The organism is Micromonospora sp. NBC_00389, assembly GCF_036059255.1.
Taxonomy (GTDB): Bacteria; Actinomycetota; Actinomycetes; order Mycobacteriales; family Micromonosporaceae; genus Micromonospora.
The window spans coordinates 457,007-479,821 of the sequence record NZ_CP107947.1; the positions used below are offsets into that span (position 1 = coordinate 457,007).

The window sequence follows — 22,815 nt, forward strand, 5'->3', positions numbered from 1 at the left end:
GCATCGACGCCTATTGACGCTACCGTCGGGTAGTGCCTGCGGACAGCGTCGGCAGCCCGGCCGCCCGGGTCGCCGCGGGCCCTCACCCCGTGCACAACCTCTGGCGGTTGCGCCGCTACCTGCGCCCGTACGCCACCGAGTTCGCCTGGCTGATGATCGCGGGGCTCGCCGGAACGGCGGCCGGGATCGTCGTGCCGCTGGTGGTGCAGCGGGTGGTGGATGGGCCGGTGGCCCAGCGCGAGCCCGCCGGCCTGCTCCAGCTCGGTGGCCTCGCGCTGCTGCTCGGCGTGGTCGAGGCGGTGCTGATCTTCATCCGTCGGTGGGTGCAGTCCTCCTCGGCCGTCGGCATGGAGGCGGCGCTGCGCGCCGACGTCTACGCCCACCTCCAGCGGCTGCCGACCAGCTTCCACGACCGCTGGCAGTCCGGTCAGCTGCTCTCCCGGATCACCAGCGACCTGTCGGTGATCCGCCGGTTCCTCTCCTTCGGCGTGTTCTTCCTGGTGCTCAACCTGACCACCTACCTCGTGGTGGTGCTGCTGCTGATCCGCCTGCACGTGGCGCTCGGGCTGCTGGTGGCGGCCAGCACCGTGCCGCTACTGCTGATCACCCGGCGCTTCGCGCGGCACTACCACAGCGCGTCCCGACGGATGCAGGACCAGCAGGGCGACGTGGCCACCCTGGTCGAGGAGACCGCGCAGGGCCTGCGCACCATGAAGGCGTACGGCCGGGGGCCCGAGCTGGTCGCCCGCTTCGCCGATGGGGCCCGGAGGCTGCACGACACCGGCGTACGCAAGGGCCGGTTGCTGGCCAACACCGCGGCGCTGCTCGACCTGGTGCCCAACCTGACCCTGGGCGTGGTGCTGGTCGCCGGGGCGGCCGCCGCCGCGAGGGGTGTGCTCACCATCGGCGAGGTGGTCGCGTTCGTCAGCCTCCAGTTGATGCTCATCTGGCCGGTGCAGACGCTCGGCTGGATCATCGCCAACGCTCAGGAGGCGGCCACCGCCGCCGACCGGATCCTGGAGGTGCTGGACACCCCACCGCAGATCGTCGACGCGCCCGGCGCGGTCGCGCTGCCCCGCGACGCGGTCCACGGCCGGCTCCGCTTCGAACGGGTCGCGTTCCAGTACCCGGGCACCAGCGAGCGGGTGCTACGCGAGATAGACCTGACCATCGAGCCGGGCGAGACCGTGGCGCTGGTCGGGGCCACCGGCTGTGGCAAGAGCACACTGCTCTCCCTGGTGCCCCGACTGCACGAGGTGACTGACGGTCGGATCACCCTGGACGGGCACGACCTGCGGGAGCTGCGGCTGGACTCGCTGCGCCGACTGGTCGGGGTGGCGTTCGAGGAGCCCACGCTCTTCTCCATGTCGGTCCGGGAGAACCTGACCCTGGGGCACCCGGACGCCGGTGACGACGAGGTCCGCGCGGCCCTCGCGCTCGCCCAGGCCGATTTCGCGTACGACCTGCCGTGGGGTCTGGCCACCCGGGTCGGCGAGCAGGGGTTGTCGCTCTCCGGCGGGCAGCGGCAGCGGCTGGCGCTGGCCCGGGCGGTGCTCGGCCGGCCGGCGTTGCTGGTGCTGGACGACCCGCTGTCCGCCCTCGACGTACACACCGAGGCGCTGATCGAGGCAGCGCTGCGGCGGGTGCTCCGGGACAGCACCGCGCTGCTGGTGGTGCACCGACCGTCGACCATCGCGCTGGCCGACCGGGTCGCCCTGCTCGACGGCGGGCGGATCGCCGCGATCGGCCGGCACTCCGAGCTGTTGGCCACCGTGCCGGCCTACCGGGCGCTGCTCGCCGCCGAGCCGCCAGCCGGGCGGCCACCACCTGCCGGGCCGGACACGTCCGCGTCGTCCACCTCGGACGGATGGGGGCTGGTGCGCTCATGACCGTGCGGGAGGCGGCCGACCCACCGCCCGGGGAAGAACCGGAGTTCGCCCGCTGGCGCGGGACGGCCACCGACCCGGAGGCCGACCGGAGCCGGGCCGAGGAGACCAGCCCCGAGGCGGTGGCCCGGCTGCGCCGGCTCAGCCGGGCGCTGCTGGCCGACCTGCTCCGGCCGCACCGGAGTCGGCTCGCCGGCGCGGTCGGCCTGCTGCTGGCCCAGAACGCCGCGGCGATGGCCGGCCCGTACCTGGTCATGATCGGCATCGACCGGACCATCGCGCCGTTGCGGGCCGGTGACGCCGGCCCGGTGGCCGCCGTCGCCGGGGCGTTCGCCGTCGCTGCGGCGACCGAGTACGCGGCCCGCCGAGGTTTCCTCGCGCTTTCCGCCCGGATCGGCCAGGCCGTCCTGCTGGACCTGCGGCAGCGGGTGTTCGGGCACTTCCTGCGACTGTCGGTGGGCTTCCACGAGCGGTACACCTCCGGCCGGATGGTCTCCCGGCTCACCAGTGACCTGGACTCGATCGCCGAGCTGGTCGACGGCGGGATCGACAGTCTGGTGCTGGCCGCGCTGTCGATCCTGTCGGTGGCCGCCATCCTGCTCTGGCTGGACCTGCCGCTGGCCTCCGTGACGCTGTTCGCGTTCCCGTTCCTGTTCTGGCTCTCCCGCTGGTTCGCCCGGGCGTCGGCCAGCGCGTACCGACGGACCCGGGAAGCGGTCGCGCTGGTCATCGTGCACTTCGTGGAGTCCATGCGGGGCATCCGGGCGGTGCAGGCGTTCCGTCGGGAGCCGCGCAACCAGCGGATCTTCGTGGCGCTCGGCGACGACTACCGGCAGGCCAGCCTGCACGCGTTCCGCCTGATCGCCACGTACTCCCCGGCGATCAAGCTGATCGGCAACGTCACGGTGGCGGTGGTGCTCTGCTACGGCGGCTGGCGGGTGCTCGGCGGGCATACCGAGGTCGGGGCGCTCGCCGCGTTCCTGCTCTACCTGCGCCGCTTCTTCGAGCCGATGCAGGAGCTGAGCCAGTTCTACAACTCGCTCCAGTCGGCCACCGCAGCGCTGGAGAAGCTGGCCGGCGTGCTGGACGAGCGACCGGCGGTCGCCGAGCCGGCCCGGCCGGTGCCGCTGCCGACCGGCGCCGGCCGAGGGGAACTGGCCTTCCGGGCGGTCTCCTTCGGCTATCGCGCCGACACCCCGATCCTCGCCGGGCTGGAGCTGACCGTGCCGGCCGGGCAGACCGTCGCGTTGATCGGGCCGACCGGCGCGGGAAAGTCGACCATCGCCAAGCTGGTCGCCCGGTTTCACGACCCGGACAGCGGTGCGGTCCGGATGGACGGCATCGACCTGCGTGCGGTGAGCGACGCCGACCTGCGCCGTGCGGTGGTGCTGGTGACCCAGGAGAACCACCTGTTCAGCGGCACCGTGGCGGAGAACATCCGGTTCGGTCGGCCCGGCGCCGACGACGCCGCAGTGCAGGCCGCCGCCCGGGCGATCGGCGCGCACGAGTTCATCACCGCGCTACCAGAGGGGTACGCCACGCAGGTGCACCGGCGCGGCGGCCGGCTCTCCGCCGGGCAGCGGCAGCTCGTCGCGTTCGCCCGGGCGTTCCTGGCCGACCCGACCGTGCTGATCCTGGACGAGGCGACCTCCTCGCTGGACGTGCCGACCGAGCGGCTGGTGCAGCGGGCGCTCGGCACCATCCTGCGGGACCGGACCGCCCTGGTGATCGCGCACCGGCTCTCCACCGTGGAGACCGCCGACCGGGTGCTCGTCCTCGATGGTGGGCGGATCGTCGAGGACGGCCCGCCCGCCGTGCTGGCCGAGGCCGACGGCCGGTACGCGGCCCTGCACCGTCAGTGGCGCGACTCGATGATCTAGGCGCGCACCGACCCGCGGTCGACGGTGCGCACCGACCCGCCGTCGACGGTGCGCACCGTCCCGGCCTGCCTGTCGGCGCAGGCAGCCGTCGTGTCCCGGCCGCAACTACGTGGCCCGGCACCCGCGCGGTGCCTACGATCGCAGGATGACCGATACGGCGAGGACGGCCCGCGCCGGTCTGCCCGAGCGTCCGAGTTTGGACGGGCTCGAGGAGACCTGGGCGCGCCGCTGGCAGGAGGAGGGCACGTACGCGTTCGACCGCTCCAGGTCGACTGTTCCGGGTCGCGACGCGGCGTCAGACGCGCCGAGCCGGAGTGGTCGCAGGGTGGACGTGTACTCGATCGACACCCCGCCGCCGACCGTATCGGGCGAGCTGCACATGGGACACGTCTTCTCGTACACGCACACCGACACCACGGCGCGGTACCAGCGGATGCGCGGCAAGGCCGTCTTCTACCCGATGGGCTGGGACGACAACGGCCTGCCCACCGAGCGCCGGGTGCAGAACGTGTACGGGGTGCGCTGCGACCCGGCGCTGCCGTACGACCCGGTGTGGCGGCCACCGGCGACGCCGGTCGACGAGGCGGCACTCCGTGACCCCACCCCGATCTCGCGACGCAACTTCATCGAGCTATGCGAGCGGTTGACGGTCGCCGACGAGCAGGTCTTCGAGGCGCTCTGGCGACGGCTCGGGCTCTCGGTGGACTGGTCCCTGACGTACACCACGATCGGCCGGGTCGCCCGGGCGACCAGCCAGCGGGCGTTCGTGCGCAACCTGCTCCGCGGCGAGGCGTACCAGTCGGAGGCGCCGACCCTGTGGGACGTTGGCTTCGCCACCGCGGTCGCCCAGGCCGAGCTGGAGGACCGGGAGCGCCCCGGCGCCTACCACCGGCTGCGGTTCACCGGGCCGACCGGACGGGAGGTGCTCATCGACACCACCCGGCCCGAGCTGCTGCCGGCCTGTGTGGCACTGGTCTGCCACCCCGACGACGAGCGGTACGCCGACCTGGTGGGCGGCACGGTGCGCAGCCCGCTGTTCGACGTCGAGGTGCCGGTGCACGCCCACCCGCTCGCCGACCCGGCCAAGGGCACCGGCATCGCGATGGTCTGCACGTTCGGCGACCTGACCGACGTGACCTGGTGGCGTGAGCTGCGGCTGGCCACCCGAGTCGTGATCGGCCGGGACGGCCGGCTGCTTCCCGAGCCGCCGGCCGGGGTGCCGGCACAGCCGTACGCGGCACTGGCCGGGCAGACCGTCAACAGCGCCCGCCGGACGATCGTCGGGATGCTGGCCGACGCGGGTGACCTGATCGGCGAGCCGCGCCCGATCACCCACCCGGTCAAGTTCTACGAACGCGGCGACCGGCCGCTGGAGATCGTCTCGACCCGGCAGTGGTACCTGCGCAACGGCGGCCGGGATGCCGAGCTGCGGGCGACGCTGCTGGCCCGGGGCGAGCAGCTGCACTGGGTGCCGGCGCACATGAAGCACCGCTACGACAACTGGGTGGCCGGCCTGACCGGTGACTGGCTGGTCAGTCGGCAGCGTTTCTTCGGGGTGCCGGTGCCGGTGTGGTACCGGCTCGACAACGCTGGCGAGCCGGACTGGTCCCACCCTCTCACGCCGGACGAGTCCGCGCTGCCGGTCGATCCATCCAGCGATCCGGCGCCCGGCTACGACGAGTCGCAGCGCGGCCAGCCGGGCGGCTTCGTCGGCGACCCGGACGTGCTGGACACCTGGGCCACCTCATCGCTGACCCCGCAGATCGTCGGCGGTTGGGAGACCGACCCGGACCTGTTCGCCCAGGTCTTCCCGATGGACCTCCGCCCACAGGGGCAGGAGATCATCCGGACCTGGCTCTTCGACAGCGTGGTCCGTTCGCACTTCGAGCACGGCGTGCTGCCCTGGCGGGACACCGTGCTCTCCGGCTGGATCCTCGACCCGGACCGCAAGAAGATGGCCAAGTCCAAGGGGAACGTGGTCACCCCACTGGCGCTGCTGGAGCAGCACGGCTCGGACGCGGTGCGCTACTGGGCGGCCAGTGGCAAGCCCGGCATGGACCTGGCCTTCGACCCGGCGCAGATCAAGGTCGGTCGGCGGCTGGCCACCAAGCTGCTCAACGCGTCGAAGTTCGCGCTCGGGCTGGGCGCGGCGGACGCGCTGCGCACCCCGGCGACCGCCCCGCTGGACCGGGCCATGCTCGCCGAACTGGCCACCGTCGTCACCGCGGCGGGCGCCGCCTTCGACTCGTACGACCACACGGCGGCGTTGCAGGTCACCGAGGCGTTCTTCTGGCGGTTCTGCGACGACTACATCGAGCTGGTCAAGGAGCGCGCGTACGGCACCGGAGCGGCGGCCGACTCGGCGCGGGCGGCGCTGGCCTCGGCACTGTCGGTGCAGTTGCGGCTGTTCGCCCCGGTGCTGCCGTACGTCACCGAGGAGGTCTGGTCCTGGTGGCGGTACGGCTCGGTGCACCGGGCGCCGTGGCCCACCACGCACGAGGTGGCCCGGACGACGGAGGGGACGGGCGACCCGGCGCTGCTACGGCTGGCCGGCGACGCGCTCAGCCAGGTGCGGCGGGCGAAGTCGGAGCGGAAGCTGTCGATGAAGGCAGAGGTGCCGCTGGCGGAGGCGCTCGGGCCGGCGGCGCTGCTGGAACAGCTCACCCTGGTCGCCGACGACCTGCGCGCGGCCGGCCGGATCGGCAAGCTGGACCTGCTCCCCGACCGCACCCCGGAACTCGTCATCGCCTGCGCCTTCTGACCGGCGCGGAAGCGGTCACCAGCCGCGCAGGAAACGCAGGCCGACCAGGATCGCGACCACCGCCGGCCCGACCAGCAGGGTGATCGCCTGGAGCCGGTACTGCATCCGGTGCCGGGTCAACTCGACCGCGTTGCCCAGCACGATCGCCCCGGCCAGCATCATGAACCCGCCCCACCAGCCGGTCTTCAGGTCGATCAGATCCACCCGGATCAGTTGCAGGGTCAGCCCGACCAGCGCGCCGGTGAGCGCGAGCAGGGCCACCGCCCGGTGCAGGCCGCGGGCCAGCGGGTGGGCTGCCCGCCACAGGTAGGTGCCGGCGACAGCCAGGCAGGGCAGCACCACCAGCGCCGGCCAGCCCCGGCCCATCACGCCGAACATCAGCAGCGCGCCCACCGCGAACACCAGCGTGCCGACGCAGGCGATGACGTACCCGGCGAAGGCCCGGCCGCCGCCCCGGGCCAGCAGCGGCCCGCCGCTGGCCGCGATCAGCGCGCCCGGGATCAGGATGAACCCGGCCCACCAGTGGAACCGTCCGCTGCCCTGGGCGGCCGTCGCGACCGTGGCGCAGACGAGCCCGGCGACCGCCAGGCTGGTCAGCCACGGCCGGCTGCTTCGGGAGTACGGTTCAGCCAACGACGTCCGCTCCGCTTCGACGTTCACGCCCACCAGCCTGGCCCGAGGCACCCCTGCCGGTACATCCGGCCAGCCCTACCGACCGCGGGTGGCTGGCCGGAACAGCGACTCGCACCGGCCTCAGCTCGTCTCGCCGGCCACGCTGAACGAGCGCAGGCGGTCGATGGCCAGCACGGTGAAGCCGACGCTGACCAACGCGGTCATCACCGCCGCCACCGGCACCGACACGCTGGTCTCCAGCAGCCCGGTGGGGGCGATCCGGTCGGCGAGGGCGATCACGTACTGCTGGATGGAGAGCACCTTGGTGCCGCTGACGAAGTTGCCCAGCAGCCCCTCCCAGATGAGCACGTAGACCAGGCCGAGCAGCACCGGCCGCCGGGTCACCAGGCTGAGCGCGAGGAACAGCGCCGTGTACGCCAGCGCGCCGAGCGTCGCCGCGGCGGCCAGCGCCAGACCGAGGCGTACCGAAGCGGCCAGCACGCCCGCGATGTAGAGCGGCACCGCGACGGTGGCCGCGGTGACCCCTGCGGCCACCGCGAGCTTGGGCAGCACGATCTGCCAGCGCGGCAACGGCTTGGTCAGGATGTGCACCACCGTGCCGTCGTCGATCTCGGCGCCCAGCACGCCGGTGCCGATGATCAGCGCCACCACCGGCAGCACCACGGCCAGCCCGAGGCCGACCAGCACCGGCGGCCCCCACTCGCCCGGGTCCACCCCCAACGAGCGGCAGAGCACGGCCAGCCCGAGCAGCACCAACGGCAGCGGGAGCAGCAGCAGGAACCGGCGCCGGCCGAACAGGCCGCGCGCGGTGATCCAGGTAACGGTCGACATGTTCTCAGGCCTCCACCAGGTAGGAGAAGACGCTCTCCAGGGACTCGTCGGACGGCACCAGCTGGCGCACCCGGATGCCCCGGTTCAGCGCGATCCGGGGCAGCGCCCGGGTGAAGGCGCCGTAGTCGCCGGCGCGCACGGTCAGGCCGGTGCGGTCCAGCTCGACCCCGCTCACCGACGGTTCGGCGATCAGCGCCACGGCCAGCGCCCGGTCGTCGGTGGAGCGCACCGCGAAGACGTGCGGCCGGTTGGTCATCAACCGGCGGATGGTCCGGAAGTCGCCGGAGGCCGCCAGGCGGCCGGCCACCATCACCTGGACCGTCCCGGAGACCTGCTCGACCTCCTCCAGGATGTGCGAGCTGAACAGGATGGTCCGGCCGGCGTCGCCCAGGGTGTGCAGCAGCTGCATCATGTGCAGCCGCTGGCGCGGGTCCATCCCGTTGAACGGCTCGTCGAGCAGCAGCACCTGCGGGTCGTGCACCAGCGCGGCGGCCACCCGGGCCCGTTGCCGCATGCCCTTGGAGTAGGTGCCGATCCGCCGGTCCTGCGCCGACTCCAGCTCCACCAGGTCGATGGCCCGTCGGGCCGCCGCCGCCGGGTCGGCCAGCCGGTGCAGCTTCGCGCTGGCCAGCACGAACTCGTACGCGCTGAGGTAGCCCTGCACCGCCTCCCGCTCGCTGACCAGCCCCAGCCGCCGGTAGACGTCGGGGTTGCGCCAGGTCGGCTCGTCGTCGAGCGTCACCGTGCCTCGCGACGGGGAGAGGAACCCGGCCATCATGTGCAACAGCGTGGTCTTGCCAGCGCCGTTCGGGCCGAGCAGCCCGGTCACTCCCGGCCCGAGGGTCATGCTGATGTCGTTGACGGCGACCACATTGCCGTACCACCGGGACACCCCGGCCAGGCTCAGCGTGCTCATCAGGAGGCGACCTTCCGGTAGCGGGCCAGCAGGAGGGCGGTCGCGCCAGCGACCAGCAGCACTGCGGCCAAGGCGTAGACCGGGCCGAACCTGCCGATCGACGGGCCGCCCTGATCGCCCTCCACCAGCAGGTCGCCCAGCGACCAGATGCCGACGCCCTGCACCAGGGTGGAGGGCGAGGCCAGCCCGGCCAGCTCGTTGGCCGTCCGCGACGGCAGGATGCTCAGCGTGCCCACGATCGGGGTGGTCATCAGGAAGACCGCGACCACGCCGCCGGCGGCGAAGGCGCGCTTGCCGGTCAGCGACGCGACCAGCAGCCCGACCGACGCGAAGACCACCGCCCACAGCCCGGCGTAGAGCAGCCCGGGCAGCAGGTCGAGCAGCTCGTTCCAGACCCCTCGCATGCCCTCCTTGGTGGTGAACGCGGCACCCAGGAACATCACCAGCTGCGGCCCACCGAGCAGCAGCCAGAGCGCGGTGACCAGCGCCAGCAGCTTGGCCAGCGCGTAGTCGCCGCGCGGCAGCGGCCGGGAGAAGTAGAGCGGGAGCACGCCGCTGCGCAGGTCCCGGGAGACCAGCTCCGGTGCGGCCACCGCCACGAAGAACAGGACCAGCCAGCTCATCGAGTCGGCGAACTGGGCGTACGTGGCGACCGGCTCGCCGATCTGGCTGCGTACCGCGGCCAGCGCCACCGCGACCAGGGTGACGATGCCGACCACCAGCCAGGGGAAGATCTTGGCCTTGGCGCTACGCCCGAACCCGAACGCGGTGCGCAGCCCGTGCAGGTAGAGCGCGCCGAAGACGTGCCGGCGGCCCAGCCGTGAGCCGCGGTAGCGCTGGTAGCCAATGTCGTGGATGACGCCGCCCGGCGCGGAGCGCACGGCGGCGGAAGACGGCTCAGGCATGGGTGAGCTCCCTCGTGGCGAAGAGTTCGGCCACCCGGTGCCGGCGCTGGTCCAGTCGATGCAGCGGCAGGTCCAGCTCGGCGACCGCGCCGAGGATCAGGTCGTAGGTGCTGTCGTCGGCCAGCGGTACGAGCAGCAGCCGGCCGTCGCGCGCCACCGGCAGTTTGAGCTCGGCAAGCCGGGCGGCCAACTCCTCGGTGCCCTCGCTGACCTCCACGGCGAGCACGTCGGTGGCCGAGGTCATCGCGGAGATGTGGTCGGCGCGCAGCAGCCGACCGCCGTCGATTGCGATCAGCGTGTCGCAGATCCGCTCCACCTCGCCCAGCAGGTGCGAGCAGACCAGCACGGAGATGCCGAACTCGGTGCCGATCCGGTGCACCAGCGCCAGCATGGCGTCCCGGCCGGCCGGGTCCAGGCCGTTGGTCGGCTCGTCGAGCAGCAGCAGGTCGGGGTCGTGCACCAGCGCCTGGGCCAGCTTGACCCGCTGCTTCATGCCGGTGGAGTAGCCGCCGACCGGGCGGTAACGCTCCTCGTAGAGCCCAACGTGCCGCAACGCCTCCGAAGCCCGCTCCCGGGCCGCGGTGCGCGGAAGGCCGCTCATCCGGCCGAGGTGGGTGACCAGCTCAGCGGCGGACAGGTCCGGCGGGAGGCAGTCGTGCTCGGGCATGTAGCCGACCCGGGCCCGGACCTCCGCCGGGTCGGTGGTCGGGTCGATGCCGAGCACCGACACCTGACCGGTGGTGGGAGCAATCAGGCCGAGCAGGATCTTGATCAGGGTGGATTTGCCGGCGCCGTTCGCGCCCACCAGGCCGATGATCCCGGGCTCGACGGCGACGGTGAGGTCAGCGAGCGCGGTGACCCGACCTCCGTACGTCTTGGTGAGCGACTGGGTCGCGATCAGTGTCACGCTGCCCAGCGTAGGGAGTCGGTGCCCACAGCGGGCACCGGCTCGCCCCGGGCGCTCCCCTGATCCTGGCAACAGTTGACCCCTAAGGTCCGCTGGCCGGCGACGTTTGCGCCGGTCCCGCGCTCCACCGGACCCCGCCGATGGAATCGCGCATTGAAGATGACACCATTCACCCTCCGTTCACCTGGCGGTGTTCCGGGGGTATTCGGCCGCCGACACGGGAGGGATCGTGATGGTCGGAGTGGACGTCCCCAAGGTGAGTGTCGTGGTGCCGGCGTACAACTGCCGTCGTCACATCGAGAAGCTGATCGCCTCGCTGCTGCGCCAGTCGATGCCCGCCGACGAGTTCGAGGTGATCGTCGTCGACGACGGCTCGACCGACGGCACGGGCGAGCGGTTGGACGAGCTGGCCGCCGCGCACCCGCACATCCAGGTGCTGCACATCGAGAACTCGGGCTGGCCGTCGCGACCGCGCAACCTGGGCATCGAGCGGGCCCGCGGCGAGTACGTCTTCTTCGCCGACGACGACGACTGGTTCGCCGACCAGGCGCTGGAGCGGCTCTACGAGTGCGCGAAGAAGTACGACGCGGACATCGTGGTCGGGAAGATGGCCGGGCACGGGCGGCCGGTGCCGCGGGAGTTGTTCCGGAAGAACAACTTCGACGCCACCCTGGAGAACTCGCCGCTGATCGACAGCCTGACCTGCCACAAGCTGTTCCGCCGGTCGTTCCTCAACGAGCACGGGGTGCGGTTCCCGGAGGGCGGCAAGCGTCGGCTGGAGGACCACCTGGTGGTGGTGCGGGCCTACTTCCTGTCCGGGCGCACCTGCGTGCTGTCCGACTACACGTGCTACCACCACGCCCAGCGGGGCGACGCGCGCAACGTCACCGCTGCCCTGCTGGACCCATCGAGCTACTTCGCCAACCTGCGCGACGCGCTGGACATCGTGGATGCCAACACCGAGCCGGGCCCGCTGCGGGACCGGCTGCACCGGCGGTGGCTGCGCAACGAGATGCTCAACCGGTTGCGCGGCAAGCGACTGCTGAGCGCCCCCGAGAGCTGGCTGGAGCAGGTCGCCCTGGAGACCCAGAAGGTCATCCAGGACCGGTTCGCTCCCGGCGTGGCCGCGGGCCTGCCGCCGCTGCAACGAGCCGTGGCGTTCCTGGCGGAGCGGGGCCGGTTCGCCGACCTGCGCCGGCTGGCCTCCTGGGAGGCGGGCATCGCGGCGCACGGCACGATTGACGAACACAAGCGGGCCGACCGCGCCGTCACGGTGACCGTCGCCGCCGAACTGCGCTCCGCGGACCGGCCGATCGGCTTCCGCGCCGACGACGGGCGGGACGTGCTGGTGCTGCCGGTGGACGAGGTCGCCCCCGAGGTGCTCGACTCCACCACCCAGGTCCGCAAGGCCCGGCTGGACGTGGTCGCCCGCCGCAGGGAGACCGGCGACGAGATCTTCCTGCCGGTGCAGTTCCGAACCGAACGGGTCGCCAGCCCGACCGACGCGGACACCACCCACCTGGTGCACCGGGCCACCACCACGATCGACTTCGGCGCCCTCAACGGCGGCCGGACCCGGGGTAGCTGGCTCCTCAAGGCACGGATCACCAACGCCGGCTGGACCGAGGACGCGCACCTGCCGCTGGTGTTCATCTGCCGGGCCGACGGCTCGCGACCTCGGATCCGCGACCAGCGAAAGCCCTGGAACCGGCTGCGGTCGGCGGTGGGCCGCCGGATCCGCCGCTGATCCGCCCGCCCTGGTCGTGGAGTGGCGCCCTCGACCGATCGGCGGTCGGCTGCGAAACTGTGTGCCGGTCAGCGAGTGGGGGGTGTGGATGAGCAACGGCTGGGTGCTGCCCGACGAGGTGCTCCGGGACGCGCCGGCGTACACGCCGCGTCACGGTGAGCTCGCGGATCTGGAACTGCTGCTGACCGGCGCGTACGCCCCCTTGACCGGCTTCATGACCCGCGCCGACCTGGTTTCGGTCAGCCGGCGCAGTCGGCTGGCCGACGGCACGCCGTGGCAGGTCGCGGTGACCCTCCAGGTGCCGGCCGCACTGGCCGAGAGCTTCGATCCGCGCGACCCGGCCCGCCGGGCGTTGCTGCTGACCGACGGCGAGGGTGCGCCGGCGGCCGCTCTGGACGTGGCGGACGTCTGGCCGGTACGCGAGGGCGTGGCCGGGGTGGGCGGCCGGGTCCGGCGGCTGGGTGACGGTGGCCACGGCCCGTTCCAGCGGCTACGCCGTAGCCCGGAGGAGGTCCGGGCGCTGCTGCCCCCGGGCCGGGTGCTCGGGGTGATCGCCGACCGGCCACTGCACCGGCCCCAGCTCGCCCAGATCGCCCACGCCGCCCGCACCCTGGCCGCGCACCTGCTGGTGATGATCCCGGTCGGCGAGGGTGGCGCCGGTGGGTTCCCGCCGGAGGCGCTGGTGCGCAGCATCTTCGCCGCCCGGGACCGGATGCCGCCGGCCACCCTGGTGGCGGTGCCACTGTCGCACCGGCGGGACGAGATCAGCGACGCGCTGCTGCGCGCCCGGGTCTCCGCCGCGTACGGGGTCACCCACCTGCTCTCCACTGGGGAGATGCTCTCCGGAGCCGGTCTGCGGGTGCTGGTGCCGCGCGAGCTGGCGTACGACAACCGGGACGGGCAGTGGCGCTGGCGGGAGGACATCCCGCAGCGCAACCGCCGTCTCGCGCTGACCCAGGACGAGATCGACGACCTGCTGGACCGGGGCTTCCCGCTGCCGGAGTGGCACACGCCGCCGGCCGTGGCGAAGGAGCTGGCGCGGGCCCGGCCGCCGCGCCGGCACCGAGGCCTGGTGGTCTTCCTGACCGGTCTCTCCGGCTCCGGCAAGTCGACCATCGCCCGAGGGCTGGCGGACGCGTTGCGGGAGAGCGGCGACCGCACGGTGACCCTGCTCGACGGGGACGTGGTGCGCCGGGAGCTCTCCGCCGGGCTGGGCTTCAGCAAGGCCGACCGGGATCTCAACGTACGGCGGATCGGCTGGGTGTCGGCGGAGATCGCCCGGCATCGCGGGGTGGGCATCTGCTGCCCGATCGCGCCGTACGCGGCGGCCCGCGCCACGGCTCGGGAGATGGCCCTGGCCGCCGGGGCGGGCTTCGTGCTGGTGCACGTCGCCACCCCGCTGGAGGTGTGCGAGCAGCGGGACCGCAAGGGCCTGTACGCGCGTGCCCGGGCCGGGCTGCTCACCGGCATGACCGGGATCGACGACCCGTACGAGGTGCCGACCGACGCCGACCTGGTGCTGGACACCACCGACCTGAGCGTGCCGGAAGCGGTGCAGGCCGTGCTGCACCACCTGACCGAGACCGGCTGGGTGGAGCTGAAGATCCCGTCCGTCTGAGGCGTCGCCGTACCCCCGTTCCTTCCACCGCTGCCGGCTACGCGCTAGTGTTCATCTTTGTTGGAACACGTTCGACCGCGTGAGAGTACGTGGACCCCCGGGGAGGCACGGCGGATGCTCGCTCAGCAGCGGCAGGCGGCCATCCTGGAGCGGGTCCGGTCGACCGGGGGCGTCCGGGTGACCGAGCTGGCCGCCGAGTTCGGCGTCTCCGACATGACCATCCGGCGCGACCTGGAGTCGCTGCACGAGCGTGGTCTGCTGGCCAAGGTGCACGGCGGTGCCACGGCGGCCGGCCCGAGCTCCACCGACGAGCCGGGCTTCCACGCCAAGTCGGTCCGACAACTGCCGGAGAAGGCCGCCATCGCGGATCGGGCGGCGCAGTTGGTCCGGCCGGGCGCGGCGGTCGCGCTCTCGGCGGGCACCACCACCGCGGAGCTGGCCCGGAGGCTGGTGGACGTGCCCGGCCTGACCGTGGTGACCAACTCGCTGCCGGTGGCCGAGATCCTGCACGCCGGCGGTCGACCGGATCAGACGGTGGTGCTCACCGGTGGCGTACGCACACCGTCGGACGCGCTGGTCGGCCCGCTCGCGGTCAGCGCCGTCCGGCGGCTGCACCTGGATCTGCTCTTCCTCGGCGTGCACGGCATCACCGAGCGAGCCGGCTTCACCACCCCCAACCTGATGGAGGCGGAAACCGACCGGGCGCTGGTGGCGGCGGCGGACCGGCTGGTCGTGCTCGCCGACCACACCAAGTGGGGCACGGTCGGCATCTCCTCGATCGTCGAGCTGGCCGCAGCACACGCACTGGTCAGCGACGACCGGTTGCCTCCGCCCGCGCGCCGGGTACTCGGCGAGCAGGTGGGTGAATTGATCATGGTGAAGGCGACAGGGGCGGGCCGCGCGACGGGCACGCCGACAAGTGAGGGGACGGCGCCGTGAAGCGCACCGCGATCGACCTGGCCGACGGCCGGGAGCTGATCTACTTCGACGAGCGCGACGACGCCGTCCGCGACCAGCCGGATCGCCGGGACCTGCCGCCGCCGCCCCCCGCGTCCCAGCTGCGCTACGACCCGCTGACCGACGAGTGGGTGGCGGTCGCTGTGCACCGACAGACCCGCACATTCCTTCCGCCGGCCAACGAGTGCCCACTCGACCCGTCGCTGGGTGACCGGCTGACCGAGATCCCGGCCCCCGACTACGACGTGGTGGTGTTCGAGAACCGGTTTCCGTCGTTGAGCGGCCGGGTGGCTGACGAGCCCGGGGAGATCACGCCGTTCACGCCGGTCCGGCCGGGCCTCGGCCGGTGCGAGGTGGTCTGCTTCACCTCCGACCACAACGCCTCCTTCGCCAGCCTCCCCCCGCGCCGGGTCCGTACCGTGCTGGACGCGCTCGCCGACCGGACCGAGGTGCTCGGTGCGCTGCCCGGCGTGGAGCAGGTGTTCTGCTTCGAGAACCGGGGCGTCGAGATCGGCGTCACGCTGCATCACCCGCACGGGCAGATCTACGCGTACCCCTTCGTGACGCCGCGCACCCGGGCACTGCTGGCCGCGGGACGCCGGCACGCCGAGCGGACCGGCGGGGGCAACCTCTACGCGGACGTGCTGGCCGCCGAGCGCGCCGCCGGCGACCGGGTGGTGGCCGAGAACGAGCACTGGACGGCGTTCGTCCCGGCGGCGGCCCGCTGGCCGTTCGAGGTGCACGTGGCGCCGCACCGCGTGGTGCCGGACATCCCGGCGCTCAGCGACAGCGAGCGGGACGCCTTCGGGCCGCTCTACCTGGACCTGCTGCGCCGCTTCGACGGCCTGTTCGACATGCCGATGCCCTACATCTCGGCGTGGCACCAGGCGCCGGTGCGGATCGACCGCGAGCTGGGCCACCTGCACCTGCAGCTGTTCAGCATCCGGCGGGCCAAGGACAAGCTGAAGTATTTGGCGGGCTCCGAGTCCGGGATGGGTGTCTTCATCAACGACATCTCCCCCGAGCGCGCCGCCGACCTCCTGCGCGCCGCCTGAGACGGGCGGGAGACAGGGCGCGGGGGGCCCGGGACAGGGCCCCCCGCAGGGAAGGGACGGCTGGCTGTGCTCGACACAGCCGGGAAGGCTGGCTGATCGGCACGCATGCCGCGGTCGACCGCGGTCAACCTTCCTGGACGCGACTGGCATCTCGTCCACTCTGGTCAACGAGGCGCGCCGGCCGCAGTGACGCCGACGGCGTGTCGACCCCGGACACGCCGGAGCCCGCCGGCGGGTGCCGACGGGCTCCGATGATGCGGTACGCCTGGATCAGGCGAGCTTGCGCGCCAGGTTCTCGTCGAGCGCGTTCATGAACTCGTCGGTGGTCAGCCACGGGGCGTCCCGCGAGATGAGCAGCGAGAGGTCCTTGGTCATCTGGCCGCCCTCGACGGTGTCGACGATGACCTGCTCCAGGGTGTTGGCGAACTCGGTGACCGCCGGCGTGTTGTCCAGCTTGCCCCGGTGGGCCAGGCCCCGGGTCCAGGCGTAGATCGACGCGATCGGGTTGGTCGAGGTCTTCTCGCCCTTCTGCCACTGCCGGTAGTGCCGGGTGACCGTGCCGTGCGCGGCCTCGGCCTCGACGGTGCGGCCGTCCGGGGAGAGCAGGACCGAGGTCATCAGACCCAGCGAGCCGAAGCCCTGCGCGACGGTGTCGGACTGCACGTCACCGTCGTAGTTCTTGCAGGCCCAGACGTAGCCGCCCTCCCACTTGAGCGCGGCGGCGACCATGTCGTCGATGAGCCGGTGCTCGTAGGTGATGCCAGCGGCCGCGAACTCGGCCTTGAACTCGTTCTCGAACACCTCGGCGAAGATGTCCTTGAACCGGCCGTCGTACGCCTTGAGGATGGTGTTCTTGGTGGACAGGTAGACCGGGTAGTTGCGGTCCAGGCCGTACCGGAACGAGGCCCGGGCGAAGTCCCGGATCGACTCGTCGTAGTTGTACATGCCCATGGCGATGCCGCCGCCGGGGAAGTTGGCGACCTCCATCTCCATCGGCGCGCCGCCGTCGGCCGGGGTGTAGGTGATGGTCACCGTGCCCGGGCCGGGGACAACGAAGTCGGTGGCCTTGTACTGGTCACCGTGGGCGTGCCGGCCGATGATGATCGGCTTGGTCCAGCCGGGGACCAGCCGCGGCACGTTGGACATGATGATCGGCTCGCGGAAGACGACACCGCCGAGGATGTTGCGGATGGTGCCGTTGGGCGACCGCCACATCTTCTTCAGGCCGAACTCCTCCACCCGGGCCTCGTCCGGGGTGATGGTCGCGCACTTGACGCCGACGCCGTGCTCCTTGATGGCGTTGGCGGCGTCAACGGTGACCTGGTCGTCGGTCTCGTCGCGGTGCTGGATCGACAGGTCGTAGTAGTGCAGGTCGACGTCGAGGTAGGGCAGGATCAGCTGCTCCCGGATCTGCTTCCAGATGATCCGGGTCATCTCGTCGCCGTCGAGCTCCACGACCGGGTTGTTTACCTTGATCTTCGCCATCGGCCGGCGCTCCTCTCGGGGGACACGTGCTCAAGCAGTACGAGCGTACTGGAAACGAGCCGGCGGCCCCCAGCCGGCCTCGACCGGCCGGCGGAAACCGGGCTGCACGGCGCAGAGATTGCCTGGCATCATCGCCCGATGCCACTGAGCCGCACCCTCGGGTCTATCACGGTCACCGCCCTCACCGACGGGGAGGGTGCCTTCTTCCAGCCTCGGACGGAGGCGTTTCCGCACGCCACGGCGGCGCACTGGCAGGAGGCCGACCGGCGCGACCCCGGCTCGGTGACCGCCGACGGGCAGTGGTGGCTGCAGTTCCGCAGCTTCGCGATCCGCGCCGGCGACGGGCCGGTAACCCTGGTGGACGCCGGGATCGGCCCGGCCGACGCGCCCGCCGCGAGCTGGGCGCCGGTGCCCGGCCGACTGCCCGCCGAACTCGCCGCCGCCGGCATCGACCCGGCTGACGTCGACACGGTCGTGCTCACCCACCTGCACACCGACCACATCGGCTGGGCGGTCACCGGCACGCCGGCTCGGCCGTACTTCCCGAACGCCAGCTACCTGCTGCAGCGCGCCGAACTGGACGCGGTGGCGACACTGAATTCGGGGCTGCCGGCCGGCCTGATCGCGCCGTTGCGCGCCACCGGTCAGCTCCGGGTGGTCGACGGCGAGACCAAGCTCACCCCTGCGGTACGCCTGCTACCCACCCCCGGGCACACCCCCGGCCACCAGTCCGTGCTGCTGGAGACGTCCGGGGAACGCCTGCTGGTCACCGGCGACCTGCTGGTGCACGCCGTGCAACTGGTCGACCCCGACCTGGCGTACGCCCACGAGGAGGACCCGGACGCCGCCCGCGTCTCCCGCACCACCCTCCTGCGCACCCTCTCCCCCACCCTCCTGGCCACCCCCCACCTAGGCACCCCCTTCACCCCCGCCTAACCCCACCCCACCCCCACCCTTCGCCGTGTTGATCAAGAGGTTTGCGTCAGGAATCGCGTTCCCGGTGACGCAAACGTCCTGATCAACACGGGTGGAGATCTCGGGGGGAGTACGGGGAAGGGCCCGTCGGCGGGTGCCGGCGGGCCCTTCGGGTGTCTGGTGGGGTCACATGCTGGCGACGTCGCCCTGCTTGGCGCGGACGGCCTCGGCGGCAGCCAGGAGGCTGGCGCGCTCGTCGGCGTCCAGGTCGGTCTCGACCACCCGGCGGACGCCCTCGCGGCCGATCTCGGCCTCGACGCCCAGGTAGACACCGGCGATGCCGTACTCGCCGTCGACCCACGCGCAGACCGGCATGACGTCGCCGGAGTCCTCGGCGACGGCCTTGGCCATCCGGGCCGCGGCGGCGGACGGGGCGTAGTACGCCGACCCGGTCTTGAGCAGCGCGACCACCTCGGCGCCACCGTTGCGGGTCTTGACGACCAGCTCCTCGATCTGCGCCGCCGGCATCGCGTCACGCAGCGGCTTGCCGTTGACCGTGCTCTTCGAGGGCACCGGCACCATGGTGTCGCCGTGCGAGCCCAGGGTGAGCGTCTTCACCGACGCGACCGGCGCGTTCAGCGCCTCGGCGACGAAGTTGGTGAACCGGGCGCTGTCCAGCATCCCGGCCTGGCCGAGCACCCGGTTCTTCGGGAACTGGGTGGCCAGCTGGGCCAGCGCGGTCATCTCGTCCAGCGGGTTGGAGACCACGATCACGACGGCGTTCGGGGCGTACTTGGCCACGTTCTCGGACACCTGCCGCACGATCTTGGCGTTGGTCTCCAGCAGGTCCATCCGGCTCATGCCCGGCTTGCGCGGCAGGCCAGCGGTGATCACGACGACGTCGGAGCCCTCGATGGCCTCGTAACCCTCGCCGTTCGGGCCGGTGGTCACGCCCACCACCTTGGTCTCGAAGCCCTCGATGGCCCGCGACTGGTTGAGGTCGAGCGCGAGACCCGCGGGCTTGCCCTCCACGATGTCGGTGATCACGACGGTGTCGAAGACGTCGTACTCGGCCAGGCGCTGTGCGGTGGTGGAGCCGTAGAAGCCAGCCCCGACGACAGTGACCTTCTTACCCATGGTCGTCCCACTCCCTGATACCAGTCGGTTTTCCGGACCGTATCAGTCATCGTGGCACCGATCGGGCCAGGGGCGGCGGCCATCGCCGGGATGGGGTGAACGTCACGGCCGCCCGATTCACCAGGCCGACCTGCCGCGCGACCGCCCGAGGGCCCGGGCGGCGTGCGGGGCGGTCAGCCGCGCTCGGCCCGCTCGACGACGTTGCTGAGCAACATGGCCCGGGTCATCGGGCCGACGCCGCCGGGCATCGGGACCAGCGCGCCGGCCGTCTCGGCCACCTCCGGGTCCACGTCGCCGGTGTAGCGGCCCTTACCGTCCGAGCCGATCACCCGGGTGATTCCGACGTCGACGACCACCGCGCCAGGGCTGATCATGTCGGCGGTGAGCAGGCCCGGTACGCCGGCCGCGACGATGACGATGTCGGCGGCCCGGGTGTGCGAGGCGAGGTCGAGCGTGCCGGTGTGGCACAGGGTCACGGTGGCGTTCTCGCTGCGCCGGGTGAGCAGCAGGCCGAGCGGGCGGCCGACGGTGTTGCCCCGGCCGACCACCGCGACGGTGGCGCCCCGCAGCGCCACGTCGTGCCGGCGGAGCAGCTCCACGATGCCGCGCGGGGTGCAGGGCAGCGGGCCGTCGTAGCCGAGGACGAGCCGGCCCAGGTTGACCGGGTGCAGGCCGTCGGCGTCCTTGTCCGGGTCGATCAGTTCCAGCACCCGCTGGGTGTCCAGGTGGGCGGGCAGCGGCAGCTGGACGATGTAGCCGTGGCACGCCGGGTCGGCGTTCAGCTCGGCCAACACGTCGTCGACCTGCTGCTGCGTGGCGTCCGCCGGCAGCTCCCGGCGGATCGAGGCGATGCCCACCTCGGCGCAGTCCCGGTGCTTGCCGTTGACGTACGCCTGGCTGCCCGGGTCCGCCCCGACCAGGACGGTGCCCAGCCCGGGGGTGATGCCGCGTTCCGCGAGCGCCTTCACCCGTATCCGCAGCTCGTCCTTGATCTCCGCCGCGGTTGCCTTGCCGTCCAGAAGCGTCGCCGTCACGATCCGATCGTCTCACGGCCGCCGCCCGCCGTTCGGACGACCTCGGTCGGGCGGCTGCCGAGCGCCCAGTTCGACTCTCTTCACGGTAACGATACGTGACGTGTTGATCGTCACTCTCAGTGACGATTTGTGGATCAGGTCACCGCCGAATCGGGCAGGTCGGCCGAGTGGGGCAGGGACCGCACGTTCGGTCGAGAGCCGGCGAGTCCGGCCGTGGCACCGCGAGGAGTGCCCGAACCGACCGAAGAATTCGCTCGCCAGAGCCCCGGTATCGGATTTTCGCTAGCAGCTCCGTCGCCAGCCGGCAAGGGAGGGACCCCCGGACCGTTATCGAGCCGCAACCGGGTCGTTGTCGAAGGCCGACGGCCGACCTACCGTTACGGCTTGTTGCGCAGCGTAACCCAGCGTCGGGCCTGACTGCGCAGCGTGAGGAGATGAGGAGGCTCAATGCGAGTTCGTAGACTCGCTGCCTGGACCGCCCTCCCGCTCGCGGTGACGCTGGGCCTCGCGGCCTGCGGCAGCGGCGGAGATGGTGGATCCGGCAGCAGCGACCCCAACGCGGCCGTCAGCATCCAGATCGGCGAGCCGCAGCACCTGGTTCCGACGAACACCACCGAGACCTCGGGCTCGCAGGTGCTCGCAGGCCTGTTCAGCCCGCTCGTGGACTACGACGCGCAGAACAAGCCGTACGAGGTCGCGGCCGAGTCGGTGACGTCGTCGGACAACAAGGTCTGGACGATCAAGCTCAAGGACGGCTTCACCTTCCACAACGGTGAGAAGGTCACGGCCGAGGACTACGTCAACGCCTGGAACTACGGCGCGTACGCTCCCAACGGCCAGGGCGGCAGCTACTTCTTCGAGAAGATCGCCGGCTACGCGGACCTCCAGGGCGAGAAGCCGAAGGCACAGACGATGTCCGGGCTGAAGAAGGTCGACGACCTCACCTTCACCGTGACGCTGTCCGAGCCGTACATCGACTTCAAGACGATGCTCGGCTACAACGCGTTCTACCCGCTGCCGGACGCCGCGTTCTCCGCTCCGGGCGTGCTCAAGGACTCGTACGAGCAGGCGCCGATCGGTCAGGGCCCGTTCAAGATGAAGGGCACCTGGCAGCACGACTCCAAGATCGACGTCGAGCGGTACGACGCGTACCCGGGTGAGAAGCCCAAGGTCAAGGGCGTCGAGTTCCGGGTCTACCAGCAGCTCTCCGCGGCCTACGCGGACGTCCTGGGCGACAACCTGGACGTGCTGCCCACGATCCCGACCGAGAGCCTGAGCAACGCCCCGACCGACCTGGGCGACCGGTACCAGGTCAGCCCGATGTCGTCGTTCCAGTTCCTGGCGTTCCCGACGTTCGACAAGGACTTCAGCAACCCGGACGTGCGTAAGGCCATCTCGATGGCCATCGACCGGGACGAGATCACCAAGTCGGTCTTCAAGGGTTCGCAGGAGCCGGCCCGCTCGTTCGTCTCGCCGGTGCTGCCGGGCTACCGGGAGAACACCGCGGGCTCGGCGGCGGAGTTCAACCCGACCGAGGCCAAGAAGCTCTACCAGGCCGCCGGCGGCCCGTCGAAGATCGTCATCTCCTACAACGGCGACGGCGGTCACAAGGACTGGGTCGACGCCACGGCCAACCAGCTGAAGGCCAACCTGGGCGTCGAGGTCGTCGGCTCGGCCGAGCCGAAGTTCGCCGACCTGCTGACCAAGGTCGAGAAGAAGCAGCCGGTGGGTATGTTCCGCTTGGGTTGGGTCATGGACTACCCGAGCATGGAGGACTACCTCGGCCCGCTGTACAGCACCAACGGCTCGTCGAACTACTACGGCTACAGCAACCCGGAGTTCGACAAGCTGGTCAAGGAGGGTTCCGCCGCCAAGACGCAGGACGAGGCGATCGCCAAGTACCAGCAGGCGGAGGACATCCTGGCCAAGGACATGCCGGTGATCCCGCTCCGCTTCGGCGAGAACGTGTACGGCCACTCGTCCAAGGTCAAGAACGTCGAGATGGACCTGTTCCAGCGGGTCAACCTCGTCAAGATCGAAGCGGCCAGCTGAGCTGACCATGGTGCGGGCCACCCGGGCGAAGACGCCCGGGTGGCCCGGACCGCGTTACCCCCGCCGGGACGCAGTCGCGGACCCCGGGACCGGTGG

At 71.8% G+C, this 22,815-nt stretch carries 17 protein-coding genes; 9 read left to right on the forward strand and 8 right to left on the reverse strand.

The features are described from left to right. Positions 1–32 precede the first annotated feature (32 nt). The 3 genes from OG470_RS02190 (at position 33) to valS (ending at position 6,527) form a co-directional block, all read left to right on the forward strand. Positions 33–1,889 (forward strand): ABC transporter ATP-binding protein, encoded by a 1,857-nt coding sequence (locus OG470_RS02190; protein WP_328420220.1) that lies wholly within the window; start codon positions 33–35, stop codon positions 1,887–1,889. Continuing rightward, entirely contained in the window at positions 1,886–3,766 is a 1,881-nt protein-coding gene (locus OG470_RS02195) for an ABC transporter ATP-binding protein (RefSeq protein WP_328420222.1), read from the forward strand. Before OG470_RS02190 ends, OG470_RS02195 begins: the two co-directional genes overlap by 4 nt. Before the next feature lie 145 nt (positions 3,767–3,911). After that, positions 3,912–6,527 carry a valine--tRNA ligase gene (valS, locus tag OG470_RS02200; protein WP_328420224.1) on the forward strand — a complete coding sequence of 872 codons (2,616 nt, stop codon included), beginning with the start codon at positions 3,912–3,914 and terminating at the stop codon, positions 6,525–6,527. 15 nt (positions 6,528–6,542) lie between these two features. On the opposite strand, the gene OG470_RS02205 is transcribed toward valS, so the two are convergent. The 5 genes from OG470_RS02205 to OG470_RS02225 all read right to left on the reverse strand — a co-directional run bounded on the left by OG470_RS02205 (position 6,543) and on the right by OG470_RS02225 (position 10,719). Continuing rightward, entirely contained in the window at positions 6,543–7,187 is a 645-nt protein-coding gene (locus tag OG470_RS02205) for a hypothetical protein (protein ID WP_328420226.1), read from the reverse strand. Positions 7,188–7,280: 93 nt separating this feature from the next. Then, positions 7,281–7,991, reverse strand: coding sequence for an ABC transporter permease subunit (locus OG470_RS02210; RefSeq protein WP_328420228.1), 711 nt, complete (start codon positions 7,989–7,991; stop codon positions 7,281–7,283). Between the two features lie 4 nt (positions 7,992–7,995). Next, on the reverse strand, positions 7,996–8,907 hold the full coding sequence (locus OG470_RS02215; protein WP_328420230.1) for an ABC transporter ATP-binding protein: 912 nt from the start codon (positions 8,905–8,907) through the stop codon (positions 7,996–7,998). Continuing rightward, positions 8,907–9,812, reverse strand: coding sequence for an ABC transporter permease (locus tag OG470_RS02220; RefSeq protein WP_328420232.1), 906 nt, complete (start codon positions 9,810–9,812; stop codon positions 8,907–8,909). Before OG470_RS02220 ends, OG470_RS02215 begins: the two co-directional genes overlap by 1 nt. Then, the gene (locus OG470_RS02225; protein WP_328420234.1) at positions 9,805–10,719 is read right to left on the reverse strand and encodes an ABC transporter ATP-binding protein; all 915 of its coding nucleotides are present in this window, start codon (positions 10,717–10,719) and stop codon (positions 9,805–9,807) included. Before OG470_RS02225 ends, OG470_RS02220 begins: the two co-directional genes overlap by 8 nt. Positions 10,720–10,951: 232 nt before the next feature. Here OG470_RS02225 and OG470_RS02230 point away from each other — a divergent pair, with 232 nt between their 5' ends. The 4 genes from OG470_RS02230 to galT all read left to right on the forward strand — a co-directional run bounded on the left by OG470_RS02230 (position 10,952) and on the right by galT (position 16,096). Continuing rightward, positions 10,952–12,466: a glycosyltransferase family 2 protein gene (locus OG470_RS02230; protein WP_328426095.1), complete on the forward strand. Its 1,515-nt coding sequence runs from the start codon at positions 10,952–10,954 to the stop codon at positions 12,464–12,466. Positions 12,467–12,554: 88 nt separating this feature from the next. Beyond that, positions 12,555–14,084 (forward strand): adenylyl-sulfate kinase, encoded by a 1,530-nt coding sequence (gene cysC, locus OG470_RS02235; RefSeq protein WP_328420236.1) that lies wholly within the window; start codon positions 12,555–12,557, stop codon positions 14,082–14,084. A 114-nt stretch (positions 14,085–14,198) separates the two neighbouring features. Then, positions 14,199–15,023 carry a DeoR/GlpR family DNA-binding transcription regulator gene (locus tag OG470_RS02240; RefSeq protein ID WP_328420238.1) on the forward strand — a complete coding sequence of 275 codons (825 nt, stop codon included), beginning with the start codon at positions 14,199–14,201 and terminating at the stop codon, positions 15,021–15,023. Beyond that, positions 15,020–16,096 (forward strand): galactose-1-phosphate uridylyltransferase, encoded by a 1,077-nt coding sequence (gene galT / locus OG470_RS02245; RefSeq protein ID WP_328420240.1) that lies wholly within the window; start codon positions 15,020–15,022, stop codon positions 16,094–16,096. The genes OG470_RS02240 and galT overlap by 4 nt, the downstream gene beginning before the upstream one ends. Positions 16,097–16,366: 270 nt before the next feature. Here galT and OG470_RS02250 read toward each other — a convergent pair whose 3' ends face one another. Further along, entirely contained in the window at positions 16,367–17,581 is a 1,215-nt protein-coding gene (locus OG470_RS02250; protein WP_328420242.1) for an NADP-dependent isocitrate dehydrogenase, read from the reverse strand. Positions 17,582–17,719: 138 nt separating this feature from the next. Here OG470_RS02250 and OG470_RS02255 point away from each other — a divergent pair, with 138 nt between their 5' ends. Then, on the forward strand, positions 17,720–18,517 hold the full coding sequence (locus OG470_RS02255; protein WP_328420243.1) for an MBL fold metallo-hydrolase: 798 nt from the start codon (positions 17,720–17,722) through the stop codon (positions 18,515–18,517). A gap of 165 nt (positions 18,518–18,682) precedes the next feature. On the opposite strand, the gene OG470_RS02260 is transcribed toward OG470_RS02255, so the two are convergent. Then, on the reverse strand, positions 18,683–19,633 hold the full coding sequence (locus OG470_RS02260; protein WP_328420245.1) for a malate dehydrogenase: 951 nt from the start codon (positions 19,631–19,633) through the stop codon (positions 18,683–18,685). A 173-nt stretch (positions 19,634–19,806) separates the two neighbouring features. Next, positions 19,807–20,667, reverse strand: coding sequence for a bifunctional methylenetetrahydrofolate dehydrogenase/methenyltetrahydrofolate cyclohydrolase (locus OG470_RS02265; RefSeq protein WP_328420247.1), 861 nt, complete (start codon positions 20,665–20,667; stop codon positions 19,807–19,809). A gap of 447 nt (positions 20,668–21,114) precedes the next feature. On the opposite strand from OG470_RS02265, the gene OG470_RS02270 reads away from it, so the two are divergent. Next, positions 21,115–22,719, forward strand: a complete 1,605-nt coding sequence (locus tag OG470_RS02270) for a peptide ABC transporter substrate-binding protein (protein WP_328420249.1) — start codon at positions 21,115–21,117, stop codon at positions 22,717–22,719. The last annotated feature ends 96 nt before the right edge of the window (positions 22,720–22,815 follow it).